The organism is Exiguobacterium sp. s22 (assembly GCF_018617455.1).
Taxonomy (GTDB): domain Bacteria; phylum Bacillota; class Bacilli; order Exiguobacteriales; family Exiguobacteriaceae; genus Exiguobacterium.
In genome coordinates this window covers 15,721-39,671 of record NZ_JACSKD010000006.1, presented here as the reverse complement: position 1 = coordinate 39,671, position 23,951 = coordinate 15,721, and the positions used below count along the sequence as shown (strand labels likewise).

The following is a 23,951-nucleotide window of genomic DNA, read 5'->3' as shown; positions in this document are numbered from 1 at the left end:
GAGGAGGGATGGAGATGACAATCTATTTAATCAATATCGCGATGTTGGTCGGTTGGGCACTGCTCTTGATGCGTCATGACATTCCAAGTCGACGCGGTTGGTTCGTCTCATTTGCCACGATTCAATGGATTGTCTTGTCCGGTCTTCGAGATATCTCGGTCGGAGACGATACAGCCCAATATAAGGCGCTCTTCCTTCAATCTCAAGCCCTACCGCTTCATGCGTTCACGGATCGTTTCTTTCAAATTCTATTCACGGAAAGTGAGGATCCGGGATATTACTTGTTCCAGCGTCTTTTGCAATACGTGGTCACGGACTATCAAGTGTATCTCGTGATCGTAGCGATGATCTTCATGATTCCGCTCGGATATTTCATTTATGAATATTCAAGCGAGGCACTCATCAGCTTTCTTCTCTTCTCGGTCTTGTTTTACGAATTTTTCGCTGTCACGGGGCTGCGTCAAACAATGGCGACGGCACTCGTCGTACTCGTCGGTTATCACTTCGTCCGTGCCCGTAAACTCGGGTGGTTCCTCCTTATCGTATTTGTAGCCATGACGATTCATAAGTCGGCACTGATTTTCCTTCCGTTCTACTTTTTGGCCAATAAGCAGCTGACCAAGGCGTATTTGATGACGATGTTTGGGGTCATCATCGGTCTGTTCCTGTTTCGGAACACCTTCTTTGACATACTGGTCCAACTATCCGGTTACGACACGTACAGTGCGTTAGACGGTGCCGGTGCCGTCAACTTCAGTATCATGCTGATCACGGTCCTCGTCGTTGCGCTATGGCGACGAGACGTCATCTTACAGCATAATCCAGCCGCCATTCACTTCTTTAATGCCTTGTTACTCGCCGCCTGTCTCTTGCCGCTGACATTCATCAATCCGTCGATGATGCGGCTTGTTCAATATTTTTCGCTCTTCCTGTTGCTCATGATTCCAGAGATTGTCGTCACGTTCGAGCGACGAGAACGACTCGTCGTCTATTATTCGGCCGTCATGATTCTCGGTCTGTTATTCATTCAAGATGCTCCGGTGTATTCGTTCTTCTGGTAAATCGAGGAGGTGAGAGAGATGTCAACACGTATGACAGTGGATGAGGCGAGCAGTAACCGGAAAATCAAAATTGGGGCGATGATGTCGTACACGCAAATCTTTTTCGGGATTTTATCCGGCCTCATCTATACACCATGGATGATTCACGAAATCGGACAGGCGAGTTACGGGTTGTACATGTTGACGACCTCGTTGATTAGTATGTTCGCGATGGACTTTGGCCTTGATGCGGCCGTCTCACGATTTATGAGCAAATATATGGCCGAAGGAGATCATGAACGAGCGGGTCGCTTCTTAGGGATCGCCTACAAACTATTCATCGCCATCTCGATTGTGCTGTTCTTCATCCTCACGATCGTATACTTCTTTCTCGACTCCATTTACGCCAGTTTGACAGCGAACGAGCTCGAACAGTTGAAAGTCCTCTACGTCGTAGCGGGACTGTTCATCGTCGTCTCGTTCCCGACGAAACCGTTCTCCGGTATTCTCGTATCCCACGAACAATTTCTTTTCTCGAGTGCGCTGCATCTTGCTGAAAAGGTCGGGATGGTCGCTTTGATGGTCACGGCCTTGCTTCTCGGCTACGGACTCTATGCACTCGTCATCGTCAATGCGCTCGTCGGCACGATCGTCCTTCTCGTCGAATATCTCTTTATCCGGCGAAAGACATTTGTCCGCGCCAACTTCCGAAATCGGGAGAAGGGGATGTATCAGGACATCTTCAGTTTCACCTCTTGGAGTACGGTCACGCTGGTGGCACAGCGGTTCGTCCTCAATATCACGCCGAGTCTTCTTGGGATATTAGCGGGAAGTGCTTCGATTGCGCTCTTCTCGGTCGGGATGGTGATTGAAGGGTACGTCTGGACCATCGCCTCGGCGCTCGGCTTTTTGTTCCTACCAAAGGTGAGCCGGATGCTCTCAAGGAACGATCGAGAGGCAATCGGACAGCTGTTCGTTCGCATCGGTCGGATTCAACTGTACATCGTCGGATTGATTCTTACGACATTCTTCGTCCTCGGCCGAGAATTCATGCACCTATGGGTCGGTGACGCATTTAAAGATTCCTACGTCATCGCACTGTTGCTCGTCGCCCCGAGTCTCATCACGTTGACGCAAGACATCGGCAACACGACATTGATCGCCGAAAATAAAGTGGAATATCGGGCGTTCGCCTCGTTGATTGTCGCCGTCATCAGCATGACGTTATCGCCGCTGTTGATTCCGCATTTTGGACCAATCGGCGCAGCGGTCGCCATCTGTATCGGAAACATCGTCGGACTAGTTCTATATATGAATGTCATCTATCACCGGGTCCTCGGCCTTGATATCCTCAACTTCTTCCGGATGTGTCACTTGAAGCTGTTGCCCGGCCTACTCCTGTATACGCTCATTGGATGGGGCATCCAGTTCTTCTTCCCGTCATCGAACTGGTTCGGTTTCGGTGTGAAAGGAATTGTTCTAGTCGGTATATACGGGCTCCTCATGTGGGGTCTCGCGTTTGATGAGACGGAGAAATCGATGTTCCGTCAAGTGTTCGCTCAATTGAAACTACGCATCCTATCTACTCACCATACGTCCTAGGAGGGAACAACATGAAACGACTCAAAGTGATGACGATTGTCGGTACACGGCCGGAAATCATTCGATTGTCCGCGGTGATGGCTCGTCTCGAAGTTTCTGAAGCCATCGACCATGTCCTCGTTCACACGGGACAAAACTATGACTATGAACTGAATGAAATTTTCTTCGAGGACTTCGGGCTGCGTACCCCAGACTACATTTTAGATGCATCCGCAGACGGTCCCATGGCAACGATCGGGAACATCCTTATCGCAATCGATCCGGTTTTAACGGCAGAACGGCCGGACGCCGTCTTATTGCTCGGGGACACGAACAGTTGTCTCGCCGCCATCGCTGCGAAACGTCACCGAATCCCGATCTTTCATATGGAAGCAGGGAATCGTTGTTTCGACGAACGGGTCCCGGAAGAGACGAATCGGCGCATCGTCGACCACATCGCCGACATCAACCTCACCTATAGCGACATCGCCCGCGAATATTTACTTCGAGAAGGGTTGCCGGCAGACCGCATCATCAAGACGGGGAGCCCGATGTATGAGGTACTCCATCGACAACGGGACAAGATTGAACGGTCGGATGTCCTAGAGCGGCTAGACCTTGAACGAGGCAACTATTTCGTCGTCTCGGCCCATCGAGATGAAAATATAAGCGATGACGAGAACTTCTTTGACTTGGTCGATACGCTAAATGCGGTGGCGACTACGTATCAACTGCCACTCATCGTCAGCACGCACCCTCGAACGGCCAAACGTATCCGTGAGAGTGGCGTGACGCTCCATCCGAATATCCGGACCCTTAAACCACTCGGATTCAGTGACTACGTGCACTTACAACTACATGCGAAGGCTGTGCTTTCGGACAGCGGCACGATCAGTGAAGAAAGTTCGATTCTCGGCATCAAAGGATTGAATATCCGACAGGCGCACGAACGTCCGGAGGCGATGGAAGAAGGGACGGCGATGATGGTCGGGTTAAAACGGGATCGCGTGCTACAAGCGCTCCAAATTGTAGAGGAGACGGAAGGACCGATGCGACTCGTGAACGATTACGCGATGCCAAACGTGTCGGATAAAGTGCTACGCATCCTGTTGTCCTACACCGATTACGTCATGCGGGAAGTATGGAAACAGAGCGGACTGTCGACTGAGAAGAAAGAGGTGTGAGCCATGCGATATCCGACGTTCAAACGGATTTTTGACGGGACACTCAGCGGATTGGCACTGCTCCTGCTCGCACCGTTCCTACTCATCATTGGCCTTCTAATCAAACTTGATTCGACCGGACCGGTGTTCTTTAAACAAGAACGGATCGGTCAAAACGAATCGCGATTTTGGATGTATAAATTCCGTACGATGCATCAGGACACACCGAACGATGTGCCGACACATTTATTCAACGACTCGACGAAGCATATCACCCGGGTCGGTGCATTTCTTCGAAAGACAAGCCTCGATGAGTTACCGCAATTGGTGAACATCTTGAAAGGGGAGATGTCGATTGTCGGTCCGAGACCCGCACTATGGAATCAAGAGGATTTGATCGCGGCGCGACGGCAGGAAGGGGCGACGGCGGCTATACCTGGATTGACGGGTTGGGCACAAGTGAAAGGACGCGATGAGCTCCCAATCGATGTGAAGGCGAGACTCGACGGAGAGTATGTGCAACATATGGGATTTTGGTTCGATCTGCGCTGTATCGGATTGACGATTCGAAACGTCATCCTCCGTGAAGGCATCGTCGAGGGGGCCCATCCACCGACTCCGACGCCTGAAGAAAAAAAGATGATGCATGTTGCGAAAAAATGATAACCGTTTCCATTAACTTACCAATTCAAGTGATGCGTTACGGGTAAATGATGACATACCACACTCCATACACCTAGGAATTGACAGCATAGAAAGGAGCCTTCTTATGTTTTCGAATAAAACGTTGCTCATCACAGGTGGTACCGGATCGTTCGGGAATGCCGTGATGGAGCGCTTCCTCGATACGGATATCAAAGAGATCCGCATCTTCTCACGCGATGAGAAAAAACAAGAGGACATCCGCAATCGCTATCATCATGACAAGTTAAAATTTTATATCGGAGATGTGCGAGACCCAAATAGTGTCAAGAACGCCATGTATGGTGTGGACTATGTCTTTCACGCGGCGGCCTTGAAACAAGTTCCGTCCTGCGAATTCTTTCCCATCGAGGCGGTGAAGACAAATATTTTAGGAACAGAGAACGTCCTGAATGCCGCGGTCGAAGCGGGTGTCGAAAAGGTCATCTGTCTATCGACGGATAAAGCGGCCTATCCCATCAATGCGATGGGGATCTCCAAAGCGATGATGGAAAAAGTATTCGTCGCCAAAGCCCGTGCGGTCGGACCGGACCGGACGCTCATCTGTGGGACACGTTACGGGAACGTGATGGCATCTCGTGGGTCGGTCATTCCCTTATTCGTCGAACAGATTAAAAAAGGGGAGCCGCTCACCGTGACCGATCCACTCATGACCCGCTTCTTGATGAGTCTTGCCGATGCGGTCGAACTCGTCGTCTTCGCGTTTCATCACGCGCACGCAGGGGATATCATGGTTCAAAAATCACCCGCATCGACCATCGGCGTACTCGCTGAGGCGTTGAAGCAGTTGTTCGGGGTCGACCTTCCCATCAAGGTCATCGGGACCCGGCACGGCGAAAAGGCGTTTGAAACGTTGATGACGCGAGAAGAGAAAGTCGTCTCTGAAGATATGGGTGGTTTTTTCCGTGTTCCGGCCGATAACCGTGACTTGAACTATGAGAAGTACTTCAGCGAAGGGAGTCAGGAACTGACCGCGCAAGGGGAGTACAATTCGAACAACACACGACAGCTTGGCGTGGATGAAGTGAAAGAGTTGTTGTTGACGTTACCGTATATCCAAGAAGAACTCTCACACTGGACCGTTCCCACCTCGGTCAAACGAATCGGGTGATGACGATGTCCAAACAACGTCTAGTGTTTCTGTCGAATATCGCCGCACCGTATCAAGTCAAATTTTGTGACACTCTTCAGTCCCATTTCGATACCGAATTTTGGTTTTATGAACGGTTGACCGACCGACGCCCGGATTGGTGGAAAGTGCCGCTCGGAAAGAGGTGTCGCGTGTTGCGACACTCGTTCTACTCGAGGCGAACGAACTATCTCTCGCTTGACGTCTTCATCCAGCTGATCCGGTTTCGACCACATGTGATCTTGCTGGCGGGATTCACTCCCTTTCATGCACTGCTATTACACATCCTCCACGTATTCGGAGTCAAAGTCGTCATGATGAGTGAACCGATTCGAAACGTCACCAGTGAGGATTGTGGAGAATCCAAACTGTTATCAAAAGCAGATGTACCACGTAAGACGATGTGGATTTATCGATTGTTCAAACGAGCGGATTTGTTGTTCGGGATGGGGGACGTCGCGCGCACGCAGTTCATTGAAGAGTTCGGTTTTTCGGCGCAACAAGTCGTCAGTGTCCCGTACCCCATCGATATCGAAGCGCATATGCAACATCCGCTGCGTCGCAAAAAACGGCGAAACGATCCGATTCGCATCCTGTTTGCCAACCGTCTGATTGAACGGTATCAACCGCTCGTGGCGCTCGAAGCGTATCATCAGCTGAAACAAGAGTATCCGCTACTTACGTTAGCGATGAATCAAGAAGGACATTTGGCAGAGGCGTGCCGGCGTTATATCGAAGATGAGGGCGTACAACAGGTCACTTTCCTCGACGATATTCAATCTTGGGATGACTTACATCGTGTCTATCGCGACTCGGATATTTTAGTCCTACCGGCCACGTATTCGAACGGAAATCTGACCATCATCGAAGCATGCGCCTCAGGGATGGGGATTGTCGTGAGTCATGAGGTCGATAACGTCGCGCGACATCTTCATGAAGGTGTCAATTGTTACAAATGTGAACCGACGGCGGCTTCACTTGCGACACAGATCAGACAGTACGTGGATCGCCCTGAACGCTTGACCGAACATGGACGACGTTCAAAGCAGTTGGTATCGCACCGTTTAAACGAAAGTACTGCGAACGTATACGCAGGATGGATTCTACCACTCAAGCGCAAAGGAGATCATCACCATGCTCAAGCTCATGTTACTCGGGGGAGCGATGCATCAAGTTCCCGTCATTCAGAAGGCTAAAGAACAAGGGATTTTCACAATCCTCTGTGATTACTTACCAGACAACCCGGGGCGCCAAGTGGCCGACCGATATTACTGCATCAGCTCACTCGATCGGGAGAGCGTGCTCGACATAGCAAGGCAAGAACAAATCGACGGCATACTGGCCTATGCATCGGATCCTGCCGCCCGTACCGCCGCCTATGTCGGCGAAGCACTTGGACTCAAGAGCAATCCTCTCCAAGCAGTGGAGACGTTGACGAATAAGGCAAGATTTCGCACGTTCTTACGTGACCACGGATTCGCGGTTCCAAAAGCATATGCGTTTACAGACTTCGAGTCGGCAATGCGCACGATGCAATTCGTCGAAGGGGAATTCGTCATCAAACCAGCTGACGCATCGGGCAGTAAAGGAATCAGCAAATGGTGCTCTAACGACGGGGTCGATCGACTTCGCGAGCAAGTGTCTGCCGCACTCGAGGTATCGTTTGGTGATGAGGTCGTCGTCGAAGAGTTTATCCGACGGGACGGTTATCAAGTCGCAGGAGATGGGTTTATCGTCAAGGGACAACTCGTCTTCCGCTGCTTCGGAAACAGTCATTTCAATGAACGAGGCGTGAATCCATTCGCCCCGATCAGTGCGAGTTTTCCGAGTCAACATCCTCCACATGTGCTCGACCGGGTACATGAGACGTTGCAGCGGATGATCACCGAGGTCGGCCTCCAAAACGGACCGCTCAATTTTGACATCTTCGTCAAAGGAGAGGACGTCTATTTGATGGATATCGGTCCTCGGAATGGTGGGAACTATATCCCGCAAATCATTGAACAGGCGACGGGGGTCGACTTGGTCAAAGCCACAATCGACGTCGCCTTAGGTCAACCCGTATCAATCGACATGAAACTGGTCACGGTGCCATCGGCTTACTTCATTTTAGGGAGTCAGCAAGAGGGGCGCTTCATGGGAATCAGTTTTATGAACGATGACTATGCGATCATGCATTCGAATTTGTGCTATGCGATCGGCGCGCAAGTCCCTCGTTTCGATGGAGCGAATCGAGCGCTCGGTAGCTTGATTCTTCGTTTCAAGGATGTCGAGGCGATGATGCGACTGTTGAATGAGCCGGAACAGTGGATGACCCTTCATATCACGTCGAACGATGTAAAGGAGGAAGAATCATGGAAATCGTCGTCACCGGTGCGAACGGCTTTTTAGGAAGACATGTCGTTCACGCGTTAGACCGAAACGGACATCTAGTCCTCCCGATCACCCGCTCGACCTCGGCTGTCGAACGAAGTGAGTATTTACGTCGTGCCGACGTCGTCTTTCATTTGGCCGGTGTGAATCGGCCGGACCACCCCGACGAGTTCACGGTCGGAAACGTCGACTTGACCGAGGCCATCGCGACCGAACTGCTTTCCTTTAATCCGGTCCCGATTCTCTTCGCCTCGTCGACACAAGCGACGCAAGATCATCCTTACGGTCGAAGTAAACGAGCGGCGGAAGAAATCTTACAATCCTACGGACAACAGTCCGGGAAAGCCGTTCACCTCTTCCGCCTCCCGAACCTGTTCGGGAAATGGGGACGTCCTTTTTATAACAGTGCCGTCACGACATTTTGCTACCAGATCGCACGAGGCGAGACAGTCACGGTGACGAATCCGGAACACGTGTTGACGCTTGCACACATCGATGACGTCGTCGCATCCTTCATGCAGACCTTACAACAAGACCTCGGTCTCTATCCGACGGTCCCGACCTACAACATCAACTTGTTTGATGTGGCGCGAATGATCGAGTCATTCGAGGCCGTCCGTCTAGCAAGAGGAATTCCTGATTTGTCAGATCCGTTCACGAAAAAACTATATAGCACGTACTTGAGTTATTTGCCGAAAGAGCGGATGACGTCATCTCTCACGATGCATCAAGACGCGCGCGGCTCCTTCACCGAACTGTTCAAAACGCCTGATCGCGGTCAAGTATCGGTCAATGTGGCAAAACCGGGAATCACAAAAGGGGAGCATTGGCATGAGTCAAAACATGAACAATTCATCGTTGTGAGCGGGGAAGGGGTGATTCGCCTTCGACACATGGACGAGGACCAGATCATCTCGTTTTACGTCAGTGAAGAACAGTTCGAGGTCATCGACATTCCACCGGGTTACGTCCACCATATCGAAAACACGGGGACAAAAGATTTAGTGACCGTGATGTGGGTGAATGAACCGTTTGATGCCCATCATCCTGACACGTATCGAGCGACCGTCACACAAGATGCAGAAGTTTCGTAAAGGAGGATGTCATCATGGTCATGGTGAGTATCAACTGTATCACGTACAATCACGAAGCATATATCGCGGACACGATTGAAGGATTTTTAAAGCAGGAGACAGACTTCGAAGTGGAGATTCTCATTCATGACGATGCGTCAACCGATCGAACGGCGGACATCATCCGAGAGTATGAAGCGAAATATCCTGACAAGTTTAATGTCATCTATCAAACAGAAAATAAATATTCAACGGGAGTCTTCATCAGTCGGTTGAACGAAGAACGGGCGAAGGGCAAATACATCGCCCTGTGTGACGGGGACGATTACTGGACCGACCCCCATAAGTTACAAAAGCAAGTGGATTATATGGAGGCCCATCCGGACTGTACACTCTGTTTCCATGACGCATACGTCGAAACGGAAGGGCAGCTCCATACCGACTGGCGCGTCATTCCATGGATGCCAGAAAATCGAAAACTCGCTTCGTCTGTCGCCCGCACCTATGATGCTGGCGAGCTACAATTGCTCGGATTTATTCCGACGATGTCGATGATGTATAAAAACGGCTTCCTTGTGGAGGCACCAGAATGGATCAAAGAGACACCGGCGACGGACGCATCGGTCAAATTGTACATGGCGAGTCAAGGATATGCCTACTATATGCCGGAAGTGATGAGTGTGTATCGATACGGGGTAATCGGCTCCGCCACGACGATTTGGAATGAAGGGAATCTTGAGCGCGATGTGAAGCGACATGAAGACTTTATTCGTTTCCTTGACTTATTCGATGCCTATACGGACGGAAAGTACCATCATGATTTAGAATTATCCCGAATCTCGTTCGAGGTTGGATTGCATCGGTTGAAACAGGATTATGCCACGTTACGGTCTCCTCGCTATGAGCGTTATTTGGAACGCTTTGTCGGAATGGAGCGAATTCGACCATATTTAATGGTTAAACAACCGCAGATGACGGAATGGTTGATTAAGCTGCGTAGTCGGAAGTTCGCTTAATCAAAGAAAAGGGGCGATCTCACTATGAATGGTTCACACACCGAAACCGGGACTTCGGTTCCGGTCACAAGGCCGAGCATGCCTGAATTCGATGCATACGTCGACATGATTCGCCCGCTTTGGGAATCCCGTCACTTAAGCAATCGCGGCGAACATGTACGTGCCCTTGAAGAAGAACTGCAACAGCGTCTCCACGTCCCGCACGTCTCTCTTTTGACGAACGGACATTTAGCGCTCGAGACGGCGATTGACGTACTCGGGTTGAAAGGTGAGGTCATCACGACCCCGTTCACATTCGCCTCGACGACCCACGCGCTGATTCGAAAACAGATTACGCCGGTCTTTTGTGACATCAATCCGGTCGACTATACGATTGACGTCAACAAGATTGAGGCGTTGATCACGGAACGGACGACGGCAATCCTGCCCGTTCATGTTTACGGAAACGTATGTGACGTGGATGCGATTGAGCAACTTGCCAAACGATATGGACTTCGGGTGTTATATGACGGAGCGCACGCATTCGGTGTCCGTCACAAAGGACGTGACGTCGCGACGTTCGGAGACCTCACGATGTTCAGCTTTCATGCGACGAAGGTCTTTCATACGATTGAAGGAGGGGCGCTAACGTTTCGGGAGGAACGTTACGTCGAGACCATCCATCAAGCGGTCAACTTTGGAATCACAGGTCCAGAAACGGTTGAATCGGTCGGAGGAAACGCCAAGATGAATGAGTTTCAAGCAGCGATGGGACGGTGCAACCTTCCGCGAATCGATTCAGATATTGAAAAACGAAAACGCTTAGTTGAACGGTATGATGAACGATTGGGGGAGGCGTCGTTTTTACGATTGAACCTTCGGAACGAGCAAACCGACTCCAATTACGCGTATTATCCGATTCTTGTCACACCGGGTAAAGAGGCACGTGATGGATTGATGGCATACTTAGCCCAACATGGCATCCTCGCACGAAAGTATTTTTATCCACTCGTCACCGACTTTGCCTGTTATGCATTTGATGTATCCGTACCAAACGCAACATATGTCTCGGATCGAGTAATCACGTTACCGCTTTATCCCGACATGACACGAGAGATGGTCGACCGCATTTGTGACGTAATCCTTGAAGGAGGGAACGAACGATGAAAGGAATCATTCTAGCGGGTGGGAACGGCACACGTCTCTACCCGATGACGAAGGCAGTCTCGAAACAACTGTTACCAATTTACGACAAGCCCCTCATCTATTATCCGATGTCAGTCTTGATGCTTGCCGGGATCAAAGAAGTTCTGCTCATCTCGACCCCGAAAGATATCGGGGGCTACGAGCGACTGTTCGGTGACGGACACCAACTCGGCATTTCTATCACCTATCAGGTACAACAACGGCCGGTCGGTCTCGCCGACGCCTTCATTCTCGGAGAATCGTTCATCGGGGATGACTCGGTTTGCCTCATTCTCGGAGATAACGTCTTCTACGGACCGAACTTGACGCAATTCTTGCAAGACGCGAAAGAGCGGAAGTCGGGGGCGACGGTATTTGGATATCCAGTCAAAGATCCTCGCGCCTTCGGGGTCGTCGAGTTTGATGCCGACCACCGTGTATTATCGATTGAAGAAAAACCGGCAGTCCCGAAATCAAACTATGCGGTACCGGGACTTTATTTCTACGACAACCAAGTCGTCAAGTTCGCCAAACAAGTCAAACCGTCTCCGCGTGGAGAACTTGAAATCACATCCATCAACCAAATGTATTTGGAACGGGGCGAGTTGAACGTCGTCCTCTTCGGTCGGGGAATGGCTTGGCTCGATACGGGAACGCCGGAAGGGATGATCAAGGCCTCGATTTTCGTTCAAACCGTTCAAGAACGTCAAGGTTATTACATCGCTTGTCTAGAAGAGATCGCGTGGCGTCGTGGATTCATCACACGTGAACAGTTGGCCGATATCGGTCAGACGCTGAAGATGACAGACTATGGCCAATATTTGATTTCACTACTAGAGGAAGGAGAACAGACCCATGCATACAATCCTAGTGACTGGCGGAGCCGGGTTCATCGGATCAAATTTCATAAAACACTTGCGGGAAAAACATCCGACGTCGCGAATTCTTAATGTCGATGCTTTGACCTATGCCGGTAATTTAGAGAACGTCAAAGCGTTCGAGAATGACCCGCTCTATGTGTTTCGTAAAGTGGATATCCGAGACCGTCCGGCGATCGATGAACTGTTCTCGCTCTTTGAGATTGACGAAGTCGTGCATTTCGCAGCGGAATCGCATGTCGACCGAAGCATTCTCGAACCTGAGTTGTTCTTATCGACAAATATTCTCGGGACACAAGTCTTGCTTGATGTGGCAAAACGTCATTGGAAACGATACCCGGACGACAAGTATAGCCGGGAATACCGAGCTGATGTCTGTTTCGTCCATGTGTCGACGGATGAAGTGTACGGATCACTCGGAGAGACGGGTTACTTCACGGAAGACACTCCGCTCGCACCGAACAGTCCGTATTCGGCCTCAAAAGCAGGGTCAGACCTACTCGTCCGCTCCTATCATGAGACGTACGGGTTACCGATTAAAATGACCCGTTGCAGCAACAATTATGGTCCATATCAATTCCCAGAAAAGTTGATTCCCCTCATGGTTCATCACTGCATGACCGGTAAGCCGCTTCCGGTATATGGGGACGGGGGACACATCCGGGATTGGTTACACGTTCAAGATCATTGTGAGGCCATCGATCTCGTTCGCCAAAACGGGCGAGTCGGAGAAGTGTACAATATTGGTGGGCACAACGAGAAGACGAACCTCGAGCTCGTTCGAACGATATTACAGGCGTTTGACTTACCCGAAGACCGGATTCAATTTGTAGCCGATCGGCCAGGACACGACCGGCGCTATGCGATTGATGCGACAAAAATGAAAGAGGAACTAGGATGGACGCCGCGTTATCGTTTCGAACAAGGCATCGAAGAAACGATTGAATGGTATCGCAATCATCCGGAGTGGGTCGAGGACATCGTGTCTGGAGCATATCGTTCCTATTATGAGAAGATGTATTCATCGATTTGAATCAATGAGGAAATGCATTCAAGATGAGTGCAATGTTGAGGATTGATAAAGGGCAGAACGTGACACGATGAAAACGACTGAGAAGCGCGTAACAGCGCTTCTTTTTTCATTAGGCAGGAGCTTTACACCTTGTGTAGAATAGTACAAAAAGAAAAAGCGCCTGACCGAGGTCAAACACTTTTCTTTAGCTCTCGTTTGCGGTCGCGCTGTACTTTCCAACTCACAGCAGCAATCACGAGTAAAATGGGTGCGAACACCCACGGTCTTGCCTCTAGAATCGAAACCAACTCGAAGATGGAGAGCCAGCCGCTCACCATGATCAAAACGAGTAGAAACGTTTTCAGTCCCCCCCGGACTGGAAGCCAAAAATAAACGAACAATGTAACCAAGAAGAAAGCGATTAAGCCCATGCGGTTTGTCCTTTCACCCATCATTTTGACTCATTATAGCAAAGAACATCAAGAGAGTGTTAGAAGCTTCACTTCTTGAGCGTGTTTCGGTACGCTTATATAAGATGATTGAAGGAGGAACTGATGTGAAATTTGGAATAGTTGGTTTAGGATACGTTGGATTGGCTACACTTTGTGGGTTGGCAAAAGCCGGTCATCACGTGGTTGGGGTAGAAGCGGACGAAGAGAAGTTACGTCTTCTCAAGAGTGGGCACCCGCCATTCCATGAACCAGGCATGGCGGAAGTGTTACAAGAACACGCCGATCAAATCACATTGACGAGCCGAATCGCGGATACGGAACACGTCGACTATTTGGTTCTTGCAGTCGGGACACCGAGTAAGCCGGATGGAAGCTGTGACTTATCCTATATCGAAGCGGTCCTCACAGAGCTAAATACGAAACATAAAATCGTGATCCGTAGCTCGGTTCCACCTGGCACAACGGATTTATTAAATTTGATGTACCCTTCTCATACGTTCGCGATCGTACCTGAATTCTTACAAGAAGGACGTGCGCTCGCAGATGTCATGAAGCCACATCGGGTCGTCATCGGGTGTGAAAATTTAGAAGTCGCAGAAGAGTTGGCAGGCATCTATGGACGCCTCGGTGTTCCGCTCATCTGTACGACCCCGATTAACGCAGAACTGATCAAATACGCCTCGAACGCCTTTTTGGCCACGAAAATCAGCTTCATGAACGACTTGTCGCGTCTGGCCGATCAAGCAGGTGCGGACATTTCAACGATTGCGGACGGGATGGGACTTGACCCACGCATCGGACGTTCATTTTTGAACGCAGGAATCGGGTATGGCGGTTCGTGTTTCCCGAAAGACATGAACGCACTCCTTCACGTCGCAAGTGAGAACGAGATCGACCTACGTGTCATCCGGGCTGCGGCAAAAGTGAATGAGTCGCAAATCGAGTACGTGCTCTCGAAATTGAACGTCGCGCCAAATATGCGCGTTGCCATTCTTGGTTTGGCATTCAAACCGGGAACGGACGATATGCGGGATGCCCCATCGATCTTACTTGCCCACCATATGGTGGCCCGTGACGTGGACGTGATCGGGTATGACCCGGTTGCCACATGGGACTATCCACAAGCGACGACGGTCGAAGAGGCGCTGGAGGGAGCCGATTATGCCATTCTCGTCACGGAATGGGATGAAATCGTGAATTTGGCACCGGATGCCTTCAATGGCATGTGCCAGCGCCGGTTGATTGATGCACGGAACGCATGGAAGTTCGCCCGTGACCCAGGCGATGTGTCGTACGAAGGAATCGGACGGATGCAACGTCCGTCGAACACACCGACTTCAAACTAAACCTGTTCAGGACCGCGCATATAGGCGGTCCTGTTTTTGCGAGATGTGAATCTTTTATGGGAGTCATGACGTAAAGAAAGGAGAGGAGGCGAGGCATATGTGGATTCTCATGTTAGTGGCCATCATCATTGCCGCATTAGGTTTCGCAGTAGACCGGCTCGGGTGGTACCACTTGATTTCCGGTTACAATACGATGTCGAAGGAGAGACAGGAACGGGTCGACATCAAGAAAGTGGCACGACTGATTGCTTGGATGTGCTACGGCATTGGTGCGATCTTTCTCATCATCGCGTTCATCGATTTGTCTGGTTGGGACGTCCCGCTCGAACCGTTCTTTCTCGTCCTGATGGTCTTCATTGTCGGGATGCTATGGCGGATGCAACGCTATGACGGCAATATTTATGATGAAGGGGGACGTTTGAGACCGGACGGCAAAAAGCGACTCATTCCCATCATCATCGTGTCCGTCGTCTTGCTCGTCGGTGTGCCGGCCCTCTTGTTTTGGTTCAGTCAACCGACGGAGGTGACCGTGACGGATGAGGCGATCGTGATCGAAGGCAGTTATGGTCGAGAGGTCCCGTTTGATGAGGTGGACAATGTGACATGGACGACGTTGCCGGAGATCGCGCGTCGGACGAACGGAGCAGACACGGGAACCCGTCTGACGGGTCATTTTCGGACGGAGGCAGGGGAGGATGTCCTTCTCTTTATCGATCGTGATGTCGAAGGGGTCATTCGACTCGACTGGTCAGAGGAACCGATTTATCTCAATCAGTCTTCGGTCGAAGAGACGAGGCAGTTATATGAAACCATTCGTTCACGCTGAAAAAGGGACACTCAACGCGAGTGTCCCTTTGTGTTGACCCATGATTCGAATGCAGCCGCGTCTAGAGCGGGGGAGAAGTAGAAGCCTTGCCCGAGCTCGACCCCTTCACGAAGCATCCGTGACAAGTCGTTCTCGGTCTCGATGCCTTCGGCGAGAGCGGTCAGCTGTTGCTCGTTCGCAAAGCGGGAGACGGCACGTAAGAAGGACGTACTTTCTTTCGCCTTCCCACTCACGTACATCCGGTCAATCTTCACTTCTTGAATCGGAAGATGCCAAATCGCTTCGAATGAAGCATATCCCGTCCCGAAGTCGTCAATCGAGAGGCAGTAGCCGAGGTCGGCGATATCTTCTAACCGTTCGAGTTCGCTCGCATACGACATGATATCCGACGATTCGGTCAATTCAATCTTCAACCGATCCGGTAGCCATGGATAAACTTCAATCGAATCCCGAAGCTTCGTCACGATGGACGGATCGACCGAGTGGGCCGACAAGTTGAATGACAAGGAGATGTCTTCAAACGCAGTCCCTTGCCACGCGACGAGCTGCGCAATCGTCTGGTCGAGAATATTATGGGAGAGCCATAGAATTTGATCGGACCGTTCCGCGACGCGAATGAACTCGTTCGGAGGAATGACGCCGATGTCCGGATGGGTCCAACGGGCGAGCACCTCGGCTCCGACGATGCGACCTGTTTTCAATTCAACTTGTGGTTGATAGACGACTGTCAGTTCACCTTTTCGAATGGCATCCGGGAGCGCTTGTTCAATCAGCGCGGCGAGCTGCATCTGGGCCAAAATCTCGGAGTCATACCAGACCGAGGGGGTGCGTGTCTCTTTGGCGTGTTGCAGTGCCTTCATCGCTTTGAACAGGCAATCATTGTACGTCGCCTCCGTCTCGGTCGCTCCGATTTGAATGTGAACGTTTTGTCGTTTATGATTCACCGTCACTTCTGTTGGGAAGAGTTCCAACAACTCATGCTCGTCTTCGTACGAGAACCCTTTGACATACAGCATGAACGTGTCGTCTCGATATCGTCCGAACAGATGTTGGGCATATTTCGAAAGACGGGACTCGACGGCACGCGCGAACTCAATCATAAGCAGGTCGGCGTACGCCGGGTCATACCAGTCGACGAGGTGATGATAATCGTGAATCCGAATGAGGACGAATACGCCGTCAATCTCTTGCTTCTCCCACTTGCGGATGAAGCCATACTCATTATAGAGATTGGTCGCTAAGTCGAACCGGACGAGGCGGTCGACTTTTCGTTCCCGTTCGACCCGGTCCGTCTCATCCTCGACGATGAGATAATACGTCATCTTTTCTTCTCGTTTGAGCGGCGTCAGTTTCACGTTCAGATAGCGGAGATGTTCTCCCTTTAAATGAATGATGAACTGGGCGCTCGTCCCTTGATCGGTCACACCTTCAAGCGCTTGCTCGAACAGGCGGCGACCCGTCTCGGTGAACAATTGGTTGATCTCATATAAGTTCCGGTCACCGAAAAACTGCCGGAACATCTCGTTTCGTTCAATCAAATTATATGAGTCGTCCATTAACGCGATAGCAAGTCCCGTCTCGGAAAAGAGGGATGACCACCGCTCATGGTAGCGCACGAGGTCGTGTGACTGATTCTCGAGCTCATGAACGGTCGAGTGTACGCTTGCGGCAATCTCACGTAACTCGTCCTCGATTCCGCGGAAGTCGTGTGTTTTCGGGAATGTCGCCTCGACGGGTGCTAGACTCGGGTCGATGGCGAGTGCCCGTGCCTTGAGATGTGCCAAATCGTGATTGTAACGATTGCGCGTATAGTAGAGCAAGAATAGGAGTCCAAGCGATAAGAGTAACGTCATCACAAATGACGCAGTGGCGAGAATTCTGTAATGTTTACTCTCTTCTTGAAGCATCGTCTCGGAAGTCGAACGAACCGAGCGAAGGGCCCCGTAAGCATCTTCGTAGATGTTCGTCGAATTGACATAACGGGCTTCTAAGGAGGCCTCGCGATTCGCCATATTGGAGAATGATTGCCCGCTTTCTGCCACATCTACAATCGCTTTCGTTTGGAGCGTCTCGTTCGATTCGAGGATGGATTGAATGAGCGAAGCTTCACCGACAACCATGTCCACGCTCGTTTCGAGTTGTGTCTCGTCGACCGGTTCGCGGAACAAGGCATCTCCATTTCGCATAAGCATCGATTGCATCCGCATGATGGCGTCGGTCAATTCATAGGCCGCATTCGACTGGTTCGTCTGTTCGAGCGCTTGATACAGCCAGCGTCGGTTGATGGAACTGATGACATCGGTCGGGACCGCGTCGAACTGTTCTTCGTCAAGAATCCGGGTCAAATCCTGTGAGAACGTCTGGAGCGTCTCTCGCTCCCGTTCGTTCACACCGGCCTCGAAGTCGTTCAATAGTCGTTCATTGTATTGCAAAGCGCGTTCTTTATACGGTGTGGATAGGAATGACGTCGTCTGATTGGATTGATTTTCATAACGCGTCGCTGCTTCGAACAAGGTCACATACGCTTCGACGCCAGCCAAATCGGCCGCCTGATTCAAGTTCGCGATTGTCACGTCAATGGCTTCTTGTTTTTCATGCCAATAAAAGCTCGTGCCAAGCCCGAACAATAGGACACCGATGAGACAAGCGACCGCGAGCGCCATCGTGTAGGTACGATATGGAATTTTAGCAAAACGGGGTTGACCCATCCGGCACCTCCTTTTTTCCTTCATCATACTTCCGTTTTCGGGTCGCAGGATGAAAATCCTGCAAAACGAAAGAAAAACCCGACTTTCGTCGGGTTTTTTAGCGTGACCAAAGTCACGGTCGCTTATAACCGAGTAAGCGTGACTGCCAATACGGTTCTTTACTGATTTGGTTGTATCCTAATCCAGATGAACCGGCATGGATGAACGTATCGGAATTGATCATGATGCCCATGTGTGACGGTCCTGCGGTATACGTGTTCTCGAAGAAGACGAGGTCGCCTGCTTGAGGGACGTACGACTTTGGTAACTGTGATCCGAAGTAAGCGCCACCCCAATAATTGGCAACGTTCGTCCGTGGGATGCTGACACCGGATTGATTGAATACATAATAGATGAGTCCGGAACAATCAAATCCACCGTTTGCCGGGCTAGACGACGCCCATACGTACGGTGTGCCGACATATTGCTTGGCCACTTGAATGGTCGAAAGTCGTGTCGACTGGGCGCTTTGCCCTTTGATTTCGGTGACAGCTGATTTTGCGACGAATCCTGACGACAGGTGATAGTGGGTCGCCGTCTCTCCGATCACATTCAACAGTTCTCCGCGCAGTGTCGAACCGACCGTGCTACTCGACTCGTTCGCCTGAGACCGAATCGATGTCGGGTAGTACGTATAATATGAGTTGGCGTCATAAGAGCCTTCGACCCAAGACGGGCCGTCTGCCGAGCCTTTCGGGACGGTTTTCACATAAGCCGAGGCGACAAATCCAACCGTATTGCCGTAATAAATCTGTAGCCAGCCTTTCGAGGACTCGACGACGCGTAACGTCTGTCCCGCTTTGACACTCCCGATGATGGTCGCGTTCGTAGATGAACTCGAACGGACGTTCAGGGACGGCGTGTTGACAATGTAATCGACAGCCGCATTGCCGGCACCGGCATCTCCTTCGTTCGGAGCCGGGTCACTCGGTGTCGTGGACGTCTGTTTCAAATAGCCGGCACTCACGTATCCGGACTTCCCGTTATACGTGACATAGTACCAACTACCGGACTGTTTCGTCGCCTTGACGACGGTACCGTTCGGAATCGTTGTGACGAGAGCGTAGCCGATTCCGGCACCTTGGCGCACGTTCAAGTTCGCGGTCGTGACGAACGATTGATTGAGAGATGTATCTGTGCTCGGATTCGTCGGTGTCGCCTCTCCTGATGTTGTTAAATATGTATTGGCGACATATCCCGTTTTCGATCCATACTTTATTTTTGACCAAGACCCTTCAACTGATAGGACGGTGACCGTCTTTCCTTTTGGAATGGTGATCAACACGGTCGTCTTCGTCGACTTTGAGGAACGAAGGTTCAAGTTTGCTTTCGTTTGTGCCGTTGCCGGGCTCGGTGTGACCGTTGTCGGTTTGTCGGTGCTACTAGAGGTCGATGCCTTTTGCAAGTAATCGTTATGCACCCAACCGGTCTGTCCGCCGTGACTGACTTTCGTCCACGATCCGTTCGTTTGGATCGGGGTGAGCGTCGTACCTTTAGGAATCGTCAAAAGAACGCGATGCCACGTTCCACCGGCGACCCGCAAGTTCAATGCGTGTGTCGTCGTGACACGGTTCGTGCTCGTCGTGGTTAATGAGGAACCACCTGTCCCAGCAGAGGGACTGCCTGTGAGTCTCAGTTTTTGACCGACGCGAATGTGATCGGAAGAAAGACCGTTCAACGATTTGATGGTTGCAACGGACACATCGTATGAGCGGCTGATGGACCAGAGCGTGTCACCCGAACGCACGGTGTGAGTGCTCGCCGCAGCCACTTCATCCGCATGGGCAACTAAGCTGACTGCTGCAAGCGCCGCAAAGGAGTAGGTGAGACCGGACTTTGGATTCATAGCGTCACATCCTTTCAAAGAGTGAGAACAAAATCATTCAACGAGTGAAACAATACAAGTTCATTGTAAGGCGATATGAAATACACAAGCAATGGTTCAAAGGGTCAATTGACCTTCCTTTCTTTAAAAGCAGGTCAATAATTTAGAAGTGGATAAAAATGGATATTTAACCGATTCGAAAAAGGAGGAAATATTGACTTTCTGTTGAATTTTGGAAAACGTAATGGAGGATGTTTCGTGCTATCATTAGGTCAAATTAAAATGGGTGAGGTAGCAGAGACATGGTCGAGAAGAACTTTTCAAACCGAACATATCGTAAACATCAAGAGAAACTGTTCGAGCTCGTAAGAATGCCGATTGTGACCGAAGAAACGGTACAGGAAGCCATTCGATATATGTGTGAAATCGTCGCCGATATGCTGGCGGTTGATACGGTGTCCATCTGGCACTTCGATCCATCGTATCAATCCATTACATGTCAAGTCGCATATTCCCACGAGTCAGGAACGCATTATCCGGAATTGACGGTGTATCGTGAACTTGCGCCGGATTATTTTGACGCACTGCAGACGGAGCGGGTCCTTGCATTCGAGGATGTTCGAAATCACCCATGGGTGAAAGAACTTTATACAGAGTATTTTGTGGAAGGTCAACGCATTCATTCGATGCTTGATGCTCCGATTTATGCGAACAATCGTGCCAAAGGTGTCGTCTGTTGTGAGACATTTTTACCGCGAGAGTGGAACTACCTTGAGGAATTGATCGTCAGTACGCTCACGGACTTTATTGCGATTTTGTACTTCCGGCTCGATCGACAGTTAGTGGATGAACGAATTCATCAGTTAGCCTATACAGATGAGCTGACAGGGTTGATGAACAAGTATGCGTTTGTCGATGAAGTCGATGCATTGCGTCAGCAGACGAGAGGATTTTTAGGGTCTATTGTTTATATTCGTGCAGACGACTTTCGATCGATTGAGGATGCGATTGGTACCGAAACGTCTGATCTCATCGTACAAGAGATGGCAAGACGGTTGCGAGAGGTCATCGATGAATCAAGAATTGCGCGCACGTCACAATCGGGATTTGTCATTTGGATTCCTTATGGCGAACGGAGAAAAGTGCGTTCGATTGCGGAACATTTATGTGAGCAAGTCACGCGAGTTCCTTATCGAATTAATGAATTGGATGTCGTGTTGACCACAAGTGCCTTCATTTCGATTGAGAAGGAGAGTCGCTCTACGTTAGATATGATTCATACGACTCGCGTCGTGGCAGGTCAAGCAGATGAGAAACGTGGTGTCATCGCGTTTTTTGAAGAAGAGATGGCACAGGAGGCGTCAGAACGCTTATTGTTAGAAATGAATCTTCGTACCGGGGTGCTCGCAGGTCAATTTGAACTCTATTTCCAACCAAAAGTGAATGCGTCCTCGGGAGAACTGCGGGGATTCGAGGGATTGATGCGCTGGAATCATCCAGAACGAGGGCTTGTACCACCGCTTGACTTCATCCCACTTGCTGAATCGACAGGCATCATCATCGATTTAGAAGAATGGGCATTCGTAACGGCTTGCCGGCAGTTGAAACAGTGGCACAATCGGGGAGACCGCTACGAGCTCGCGCTGAACTTATCGGCACGACATTTTCTATCTGAAGGAGTCGTCGAAAAATTTGCCCAAATCGCTCGGGAAGAAGGGGTCTGTACGAGCTATTTGACCTTGGAGATCACGGAGAGTGTGGGGATGGAAAACCAGCAACACGTCATCGATCGTTTCATCGCATTCCGAGAAGAAGGATTTTCCATTTCGATTGACGACTTCGGGACCGGGTTCTCGGCGTTTGTTTATTTGAAGCATTATCCGATTCATGAGATTAAAATCGATCGTCAGTTCATTCAAGTGACTGAGAATGACCCGACCGGAAACGTCATCGTCGAATCAATTGTCGACCTGGCGCGTGGTTTGAATTTGAAGACGGTATGTGAAGGGGTCGAGACACTCGAACAGTGGAACGCGTTGCGCGAACTCGGTTGTGACGAGATGCAAGGATACTACTTCTCTAGACCGTTACCGCTTGAAGCACTTGAAAGATGGATTGCTGACTATACGACACAGACAAGGGACGCTTGAGCGTCCCTTTTGTTATGGAGTGAATTGGATTCGAATTACAGTGCCGTGTCCCGGTACACTGTCGACCTCGACCATCCCGCCGTGGGCTTCGATGATGTCCCGTGAGATGGACATGCCGAGACCGCTTCCGCGTGCGTCGTCCGTATTCGTGCTCCGGTAATAGCGTTCAAAGATATAAGGTAATTCGGATTCGGCAATCCATGTCCATCATCTACAATCGTCACGATGTCACCTTCGACTCGAACGGTCACGTGCACAGACTCGTCATTGTGAAGGAGGGCATTATATAAGAAATTGAGCATGGCCCGCTTTATGACGGCGGTTCGGTAAGGAGAGAAAAATATGAAAAAATGGATTGGAATTGCAATAGTTTCGATTGTATTGATTGGTGGGCTAACACAGGTGGATTGGAATCGATTTGGGAAAGACACCCTGTTCGTCAAAGTAGAAGCGGTGTCTGACGTGGAAGAGACGACACTCGAGAACGGTGACGTGATGAAGCGATACGTATACACGCAACCCGCTTTCACGTCTGATGGGAAGGCGATGGAAGTCACCTTCACGGCCGCAAACAAACTTCGGGAAGGGGCTTACTTACGCCTCTATGTGAAAGATGGAGACACGGTTACCTCATACGAGGAAGTATCCCGTTCGGATGTCCCACAAGTCATACTTCAGCCATAATTAAAAAAGCCATTCTTCATGAGTTTTCATGACGGATGGCTTTTGCCTGTTCAGACGACAGGTGCTTCATTCGCTTTTAGTTCCAGTTGAAGTATGTACGTTAATTCATGGTGCGCCAATTCAGAGAAGTTCGTCTTTTTGACGTGTGTCCGTGGGCGCAATCCGCATTCTAATGCGATGTCGACGATGGTACGAATCTGATTTTCCGTATAGAATCGCTTTCGGCCGAACGTGAACGGGGTCGGTGGCAAGACGCCATCTGTCTCCCATTTGATCAACTGCTGTTGGCTGCGTGGAATGCCAGCCACACTAAAGGCGCGGCTCAATTCCTTGAGCGGATAAACAATCAAATGTTGTTCTTTATACGAAATTGGTTTTCCTTGCTCCGGTCGGTATGTATCCCACTCGGTCGCTGAAAACGTCAGGTCGGCTTGGTCGAAGTCGTGTTGAGCGGAAGGAATAGAAGTGATACTTGCAATATCTAGGCTGTTCATATGATAGATCTCCTTCTTCAAGACTGACTGGTCATTTCAAAAATGCCCTCCTACGTATCGTACCCCATTTACAAGAATTTAACTGACAGTTTTTTCAAAGAGGGGAAATGATTCGTGGGACTTTTGACGTATTTTTGAACGTTGTCTGCCGAACATTAAGATACCCTAATTGGTATGAAAACTCAATAGAAGCAGTCAATATTTGAAAAATGAATAAAAATTCAGACGATTTAGGACTATCGTCACTCATTATTATAGAAAAATAGAATGAGCACTTTCATCGTGAAAGCGGTTAA

At 50.1% G+C, this 23,951-nt stretch carries 21 protein-coding genes; 16 read left to right on the top strand and 5 right to left on the bottom strand.

Translation table 11 applies throughout. The features are described from left to right. The first annotated feature begins 14 nt into the window (after nt 1–14). From KNO94_RS10855 to rfbB, 12 genes are all read left to right on the top strand, one after another. Complete coding sequence (locus KNO94_RS10855) at nt 15–1,061, top strand: EpsG family protein (RefSeq protein ID WP_214779586.1); 1,047 nt, start codon at nt 15–17, stop codon at nt 1,059–1,061. Between the two features lie 18 nt (nt 1,062–1,079). After that, on the top strand, nt 1,080–2,642 hold the full coding sequence (locus tag KNO94_RS10850) for an oligosaccharide flippase family protein (protein WP_214779584.1): 1,563 nt from the start codon (nt 1,080–1,082) through the stop codon (nt 2,640–2,642). 11 nt (nt 2,643–2,653) lie between these two features. After that, nucleotides 2,654–3,805, top strand: coding sequence for a non-hydrolyzing UDP-N-acetylglucosamine 2-epimerase (gene wecB, locus KNO94_RS10845; protein WP_214779582.1), 1,152 nt, complete (start codon nt 2,654–2,656; stop codon nt 3,803–3,805). Nucleotides 3,806–3,808: 3 nt separating this feature from the next. Next, nucleotides 3,809–4,447, top strand: a complete 639-nt coding sequence (locus KNO94_RS10840) for a sugar transferase (RefSeq protein WP_214779575.1) — start codon at nt 3,809–3,811, stop codon at nt 4,445–4,447. Between the two features lie 106 nt (nt 4,448–4,553). Continuing rightward, nucleotides 4,554–5,597, top strand: a complete 1,044-nt coding sequence (locus KNO94_RS10835; RefSeq protein WP_214779573.1) for a polysaccharide biosynthesis protein — start codon at nt 4,554–4,556, stop codon at nt 5,595–5,597. 5 nt (nt 5,598–5,602) lie between these two features. Then, the gene (locus tag KNO94_RS10830; protein WP_251125947.1) at nt 5,603–6,811 is read left to right on the top strand and encodes a glycosyltransferase family 4 protein; all 1,209 of its coding nucleotides are present in this window, start codon (nt 5,603–5,605) and stop codon (nt 6,809–6,811) included. Then, entirely contained in the window at nt 6,750–8,006 is a 1,257-nt protein-coding gene (locus tag KNO94_RS10825; protein ID WP_251125946.1) for an ATP-grasp domain-containing protein, read from the top strand. Before KNO94_RS10830 ends, KNO94_RS10825 begins: the two co-directional genes overlap by 62 nt. Continuing rightward, complete coding sequence (locus KNO94_RS10820; protein ID WP_214779569.1) at nt 7,970–9,082, top strand: polysaccharide biosynthesis C-terminal domain-containing protein; 1,113 nt, start codon at nt 7,970–7,972, stop codon at nt 9,080–9,082. Before KNO94_RS10825 ends, KNO94_RS10820 begins: the two co-directional genes overlap by 37 nt. A 14-nt stretch (nt 9,083–9,096) precedes the next feature. Then, nucleotides 9,097–10,077, top strand: a complete 981-nt coding sequence (locus KNO94_RS10815; RefSeq protein ID WP_214779567.1) for a glycosyltransferase — start codon at nt 9,097–9,099, stop codon at nt 10,075–10,077. 24 nt (nt 10,078–10,101) lie between these two features. Then, entirely contained in the window at nt 10,102–11,223 is a 1,122-nt protein-coding gene (locus KNO94_RS10810; RefSeq protein WP_214779565.1) for a DegT/DnrJ/EryC1/StrS family aminotransferase, read from the top strand. Next, entirely contained in the window at nt 11,220–12,191 is a 972-nt protein-coding gene (gene rfbA, locus KNO94_RS10805; RefSeq protein ID WP_214779563.1) for a glucose-1-phosphate thymidylyltransferase RfbA, read from the top strand. Before KNO94_RS10810 ends, rfbA begins: the two co-directional genes overlap by 4 nt. Then, on the top strand, nt 12,097–13,152 hold the full coding sequence (gene rfbB / locus KNO94_RS10800) for a dTDP-glucose 4,6-dehydratase (RefSeq protein ID WP_214779560.1): 1,056 nt from the start codon (nt 12,097–12,099) through the stop codon (nt 13,150–13,152). The genes rfbA and rfbB overlap by 95 nt, the downstream gene beginning before the upstream one ends. 170 nt (nt 13,153–13,322) lie before the next feature. On the opposite strand, the gene KNO94_RS10795 is transcribed toward rfbB, so the two are convergent. After that, nucleotides 13,323–13,562 carry a hypothetical protein gene (locus KNO94_RS10795; protein WP_214779558.1) on the bottom strand — a complete coding sequence of 80 codons (240 nt, stop codon included), beginning with the start codon at nt 13,560–13,562 and terminating at the stop codon, nt 13,323–13,325. Nucleotides 13,563–13,687: 125 nt separating this feature from the next. Here KNO94_RS10795 and KNO94_RS10790 point away from each other — a divergent pair, with 125 nt between their 5' ends. Both KNO94_RS10790 and KNO94_RS10785 read left to right on the top strand, forming a co-directional pair. Continuing rightward, nucleotides 13,688–14,929 carry a UDP-glucose dehydrogenase family protein gene (locus KNO94_RS10790; protein WP_214779557.1) on the top strand — a complete coding sequence of 414 codons (1,242 nt, stop codon included), beginning with the start codon at nt 13,688–13,690 and terminating at the stop codon, nt 14,927–14,929. Nucleotides 14,930–15,026: 97 nt separating this feature from the next. Next, nucleotides 15,027–15,755 carry a DUF3784 domain-containing protein gene (locus KNO94_RS10785; RefSeq protein WP_214779555.1) on the top strand — a complete coding sequence of 243 codons (729 nt, stop codon included), beginning with the start codon at nt 15,027–15,029 and terminating at the stop codon, nt 15,753–15,755. An 11-nt stretch (nt 15,756–15,766) separates the two neighbouring features. On the opposite strand, the gene KNO94_RS10780 is transcribed toward KNO94_RS10785, so the two are convergent. Continuing rightward, nucleotides 15,767–18,463: an EAL domain-containing protein gene (locus tag KNO94_RS10780; protein WP_214779553.1), complete on the bottom strand. Its 2,697-nt coding sequence runs from the start codon at nt 18,461–18,463 to the stop codon at nt 15,767–15,769. Nucleotides 18,464–18,575: 112 nt separating this feature from the next. Next, complete coding sequence (locus KNO94_RS10775) at nt 18,576–20,348, bottom strand: C40 family peptidase (RefSeq protein ID WP_214779551.1); 1,773 nt, start codon at nt 20,346–20,348, stop codon at nt 18,576–18,578. 281 nt (nt 20,349–20,629) lie between these two features. Here KNO94_RS10775 and KNO94_RS10770 point away from each other — a divergent pair, with 281 nt between their 5' ends. After that, the gene (locus KNO94_RS10770; RefSeq protein WP_214779549.1) at nt 20,630–22,477 is read left to right on the top strand and encodes a sensor domain-containing phosphodiesterase; all 1,848 of its coding nucleotides are present in this window, start codon (nt 20,630–20,632) and stop codon (nt 22,475–22,477) included. A gap of 12 nt (nt 22,478–22,489) precedes the next feature. Here the strand turns inward: KNO94_RS10770 and KNO94_RS15430 are convergent, their stop codons facing one another. Beyond that, nucleotides 22,490–22,651, bottom strand: a complete 162-nt coding sequence (locus tag KNO94_RS15430) for a sensor histidine kinase (protein WP_353047850.1) — start codon at nt 22,649–22,651, stop codon at nt 22,490–22,492. A 168-nt stretch (nt 22,652–22,819) separates the two neighbouring features. Here KNO94_RS15430 and KNO94_RS10760 point away from each other — a divergent pair, with 168 nt between their 5' ends. After that, nucleotides 22,820–23,161 carry a YxeA family protein gene (locus KNO94_RS10760; RefSeq protein WP_214779547.1) on the top strand — a complete coding sequence of 114 codons (342 nt, stop codon included), beginning with the start codon at nt 22,820–22,822 and terminating at the stop codon, nt 23,159–23,161. 50 nt (nt 23,162–23,211) lie between these two features. Here KNO94_RS10760 and KNO94_RS10755 read toward each other — a convergent pair whose 3' ends face one another. Then, nucleotides 23,212–23,655 (bottom strand): MerR family transcriptional regulator, encoded by a 444-nt coding sequence (locus tag KNO94_RS10755; RefSeq protein ID WP_214779545.1) that lies wholly within the window; start codon nt 23,653–23,655, stop codon nt 23,212–23,214. Nucleotides 23,656–23,951 lie beyond the last annotated feature (296 nt).

Coding starts and splice junctions, on each gene's coding strand:
- KNO94_RS10810 (WP_214779565.1), top strand. CDS start 10,102: ATGAATGGTTCACACACCGAAACCGGGACTTCGGTTCCGGTCACAAGG.
- wecB (WP_214779582.1), top strand. CDS start 2,654: ATGAAACGACTCAAAGTGATGACGATTGTCGGTACACGGCCGGAAATC.
- KNO94_RS10770 (WP_214779549.1), top strand. CDS start 20,630: ATGGTCGAGAAGAACTTTTCAAACCGAACATATCGTAAACATCAAGAG.
- KNO94_RS10760 (WP_214779547.1), top strand. CDS start 22,820: ATGAAAAAATGGATTGGAATTGCAATAGTTTCGATTGTATTGATTGGT.
- KNO94_RS10815 (WP_214779567.1), top strand. CDS start 9,097: ATGGTCATGGTGAGTATCAACTGTATCACGTACAATCACGAAGCATAT.
- KNO94_RS10840 (WP_214779575.1), top strand. CDS start 3,809: ATGCGATATCCGACGTTCAAACGGATTTTTGACGGGACACTCAGCGGA.
- KNO94_RS10780 (WP_214779553.1), bottom strand. CDS start 18,463: ATGGGTCAACCCCGTTTTGCTAAAATTCCATATCGTACCTACACGATG.
- KNO94_RS10785 (WP_214779555.1), top strand. CDS start 15,027: ATGTGGATTCTCATGTTAGTGGCCATCATCATTGCCGCATTAGGTTTC.
- KNO94_RS10825 (WP_251125946.1), top strand. CDS start 6,750: ATGCTCAAGCTCATGTTACTCGGGGGAGCGATGCATCAAGTTCCCGTC.
- KNO94_RS10855 (WP_214779586.1), top strand. CDS start 15: ATGACAATCTATTTAATCAATATCGCGATGTTGGTCGGTTGGGCACTG.
- KNO94_RS10830 (WP_251125947.1), top strand. CDS start 5,603: ATGTCCAAACAACGTCTAGTGTTTCTGTCGAATATCGCCGCACCGTAT.
- KNO94_RS10820 (WP_214779569.1), top strand. CDS start 7,970: ATGGAAATCGTCGTCACCGGTGCGAACGGCTTTTTAGGAAGACATGTC.
- KNO94_RS10835 (WP_214779573.1), top strand. CDS start 4,554: ATGTTTTCGAATAAAACGTTGCTCATCACAGGTGGTACCGGATCGTTC.
- KNO94_RS10755 (WP_214779545.1), bottom strand. CDS start 23,655: ATGAACAGCCTAGATATTGCAAGTATCACTTCTATTCCTTCCGCTCAA.
- KNO94_RS10775 (WP_214779551.1), bottom strand. CDS start 20,348: ATGAATCCAAAGTCCGGTCTCACCTACTCCTTTGCGGCGCTTGCAGCA.
- rfbA (WP_214779563.1), top strand. CDS start 11,220: ATGAAAGGAATCATTCTAGCGGGTGGGAACGGCACACGTCTCTACCCG.
- KNO94_RS10850 (WP_214779584.1), top strand. CDS start 1,080: ATGTCAACACGTATGACAGTGGATGAGGCGAGCAGTAACCGGAAAATC.
- KNO94_RS10795 (WP_214779558.1), bottom strand. CDS start 13,562: ATGGGCTTAATCGCTTTCTTCTTGGTTACATTGTTCGTTTATTTTTGG.
- rfbB (WP_214779560.1), top strand. CDS start 12,097: ATGCATACAATCCTAGTGACTGGCGGAGCCGGGTTCATCGGATCAAAT.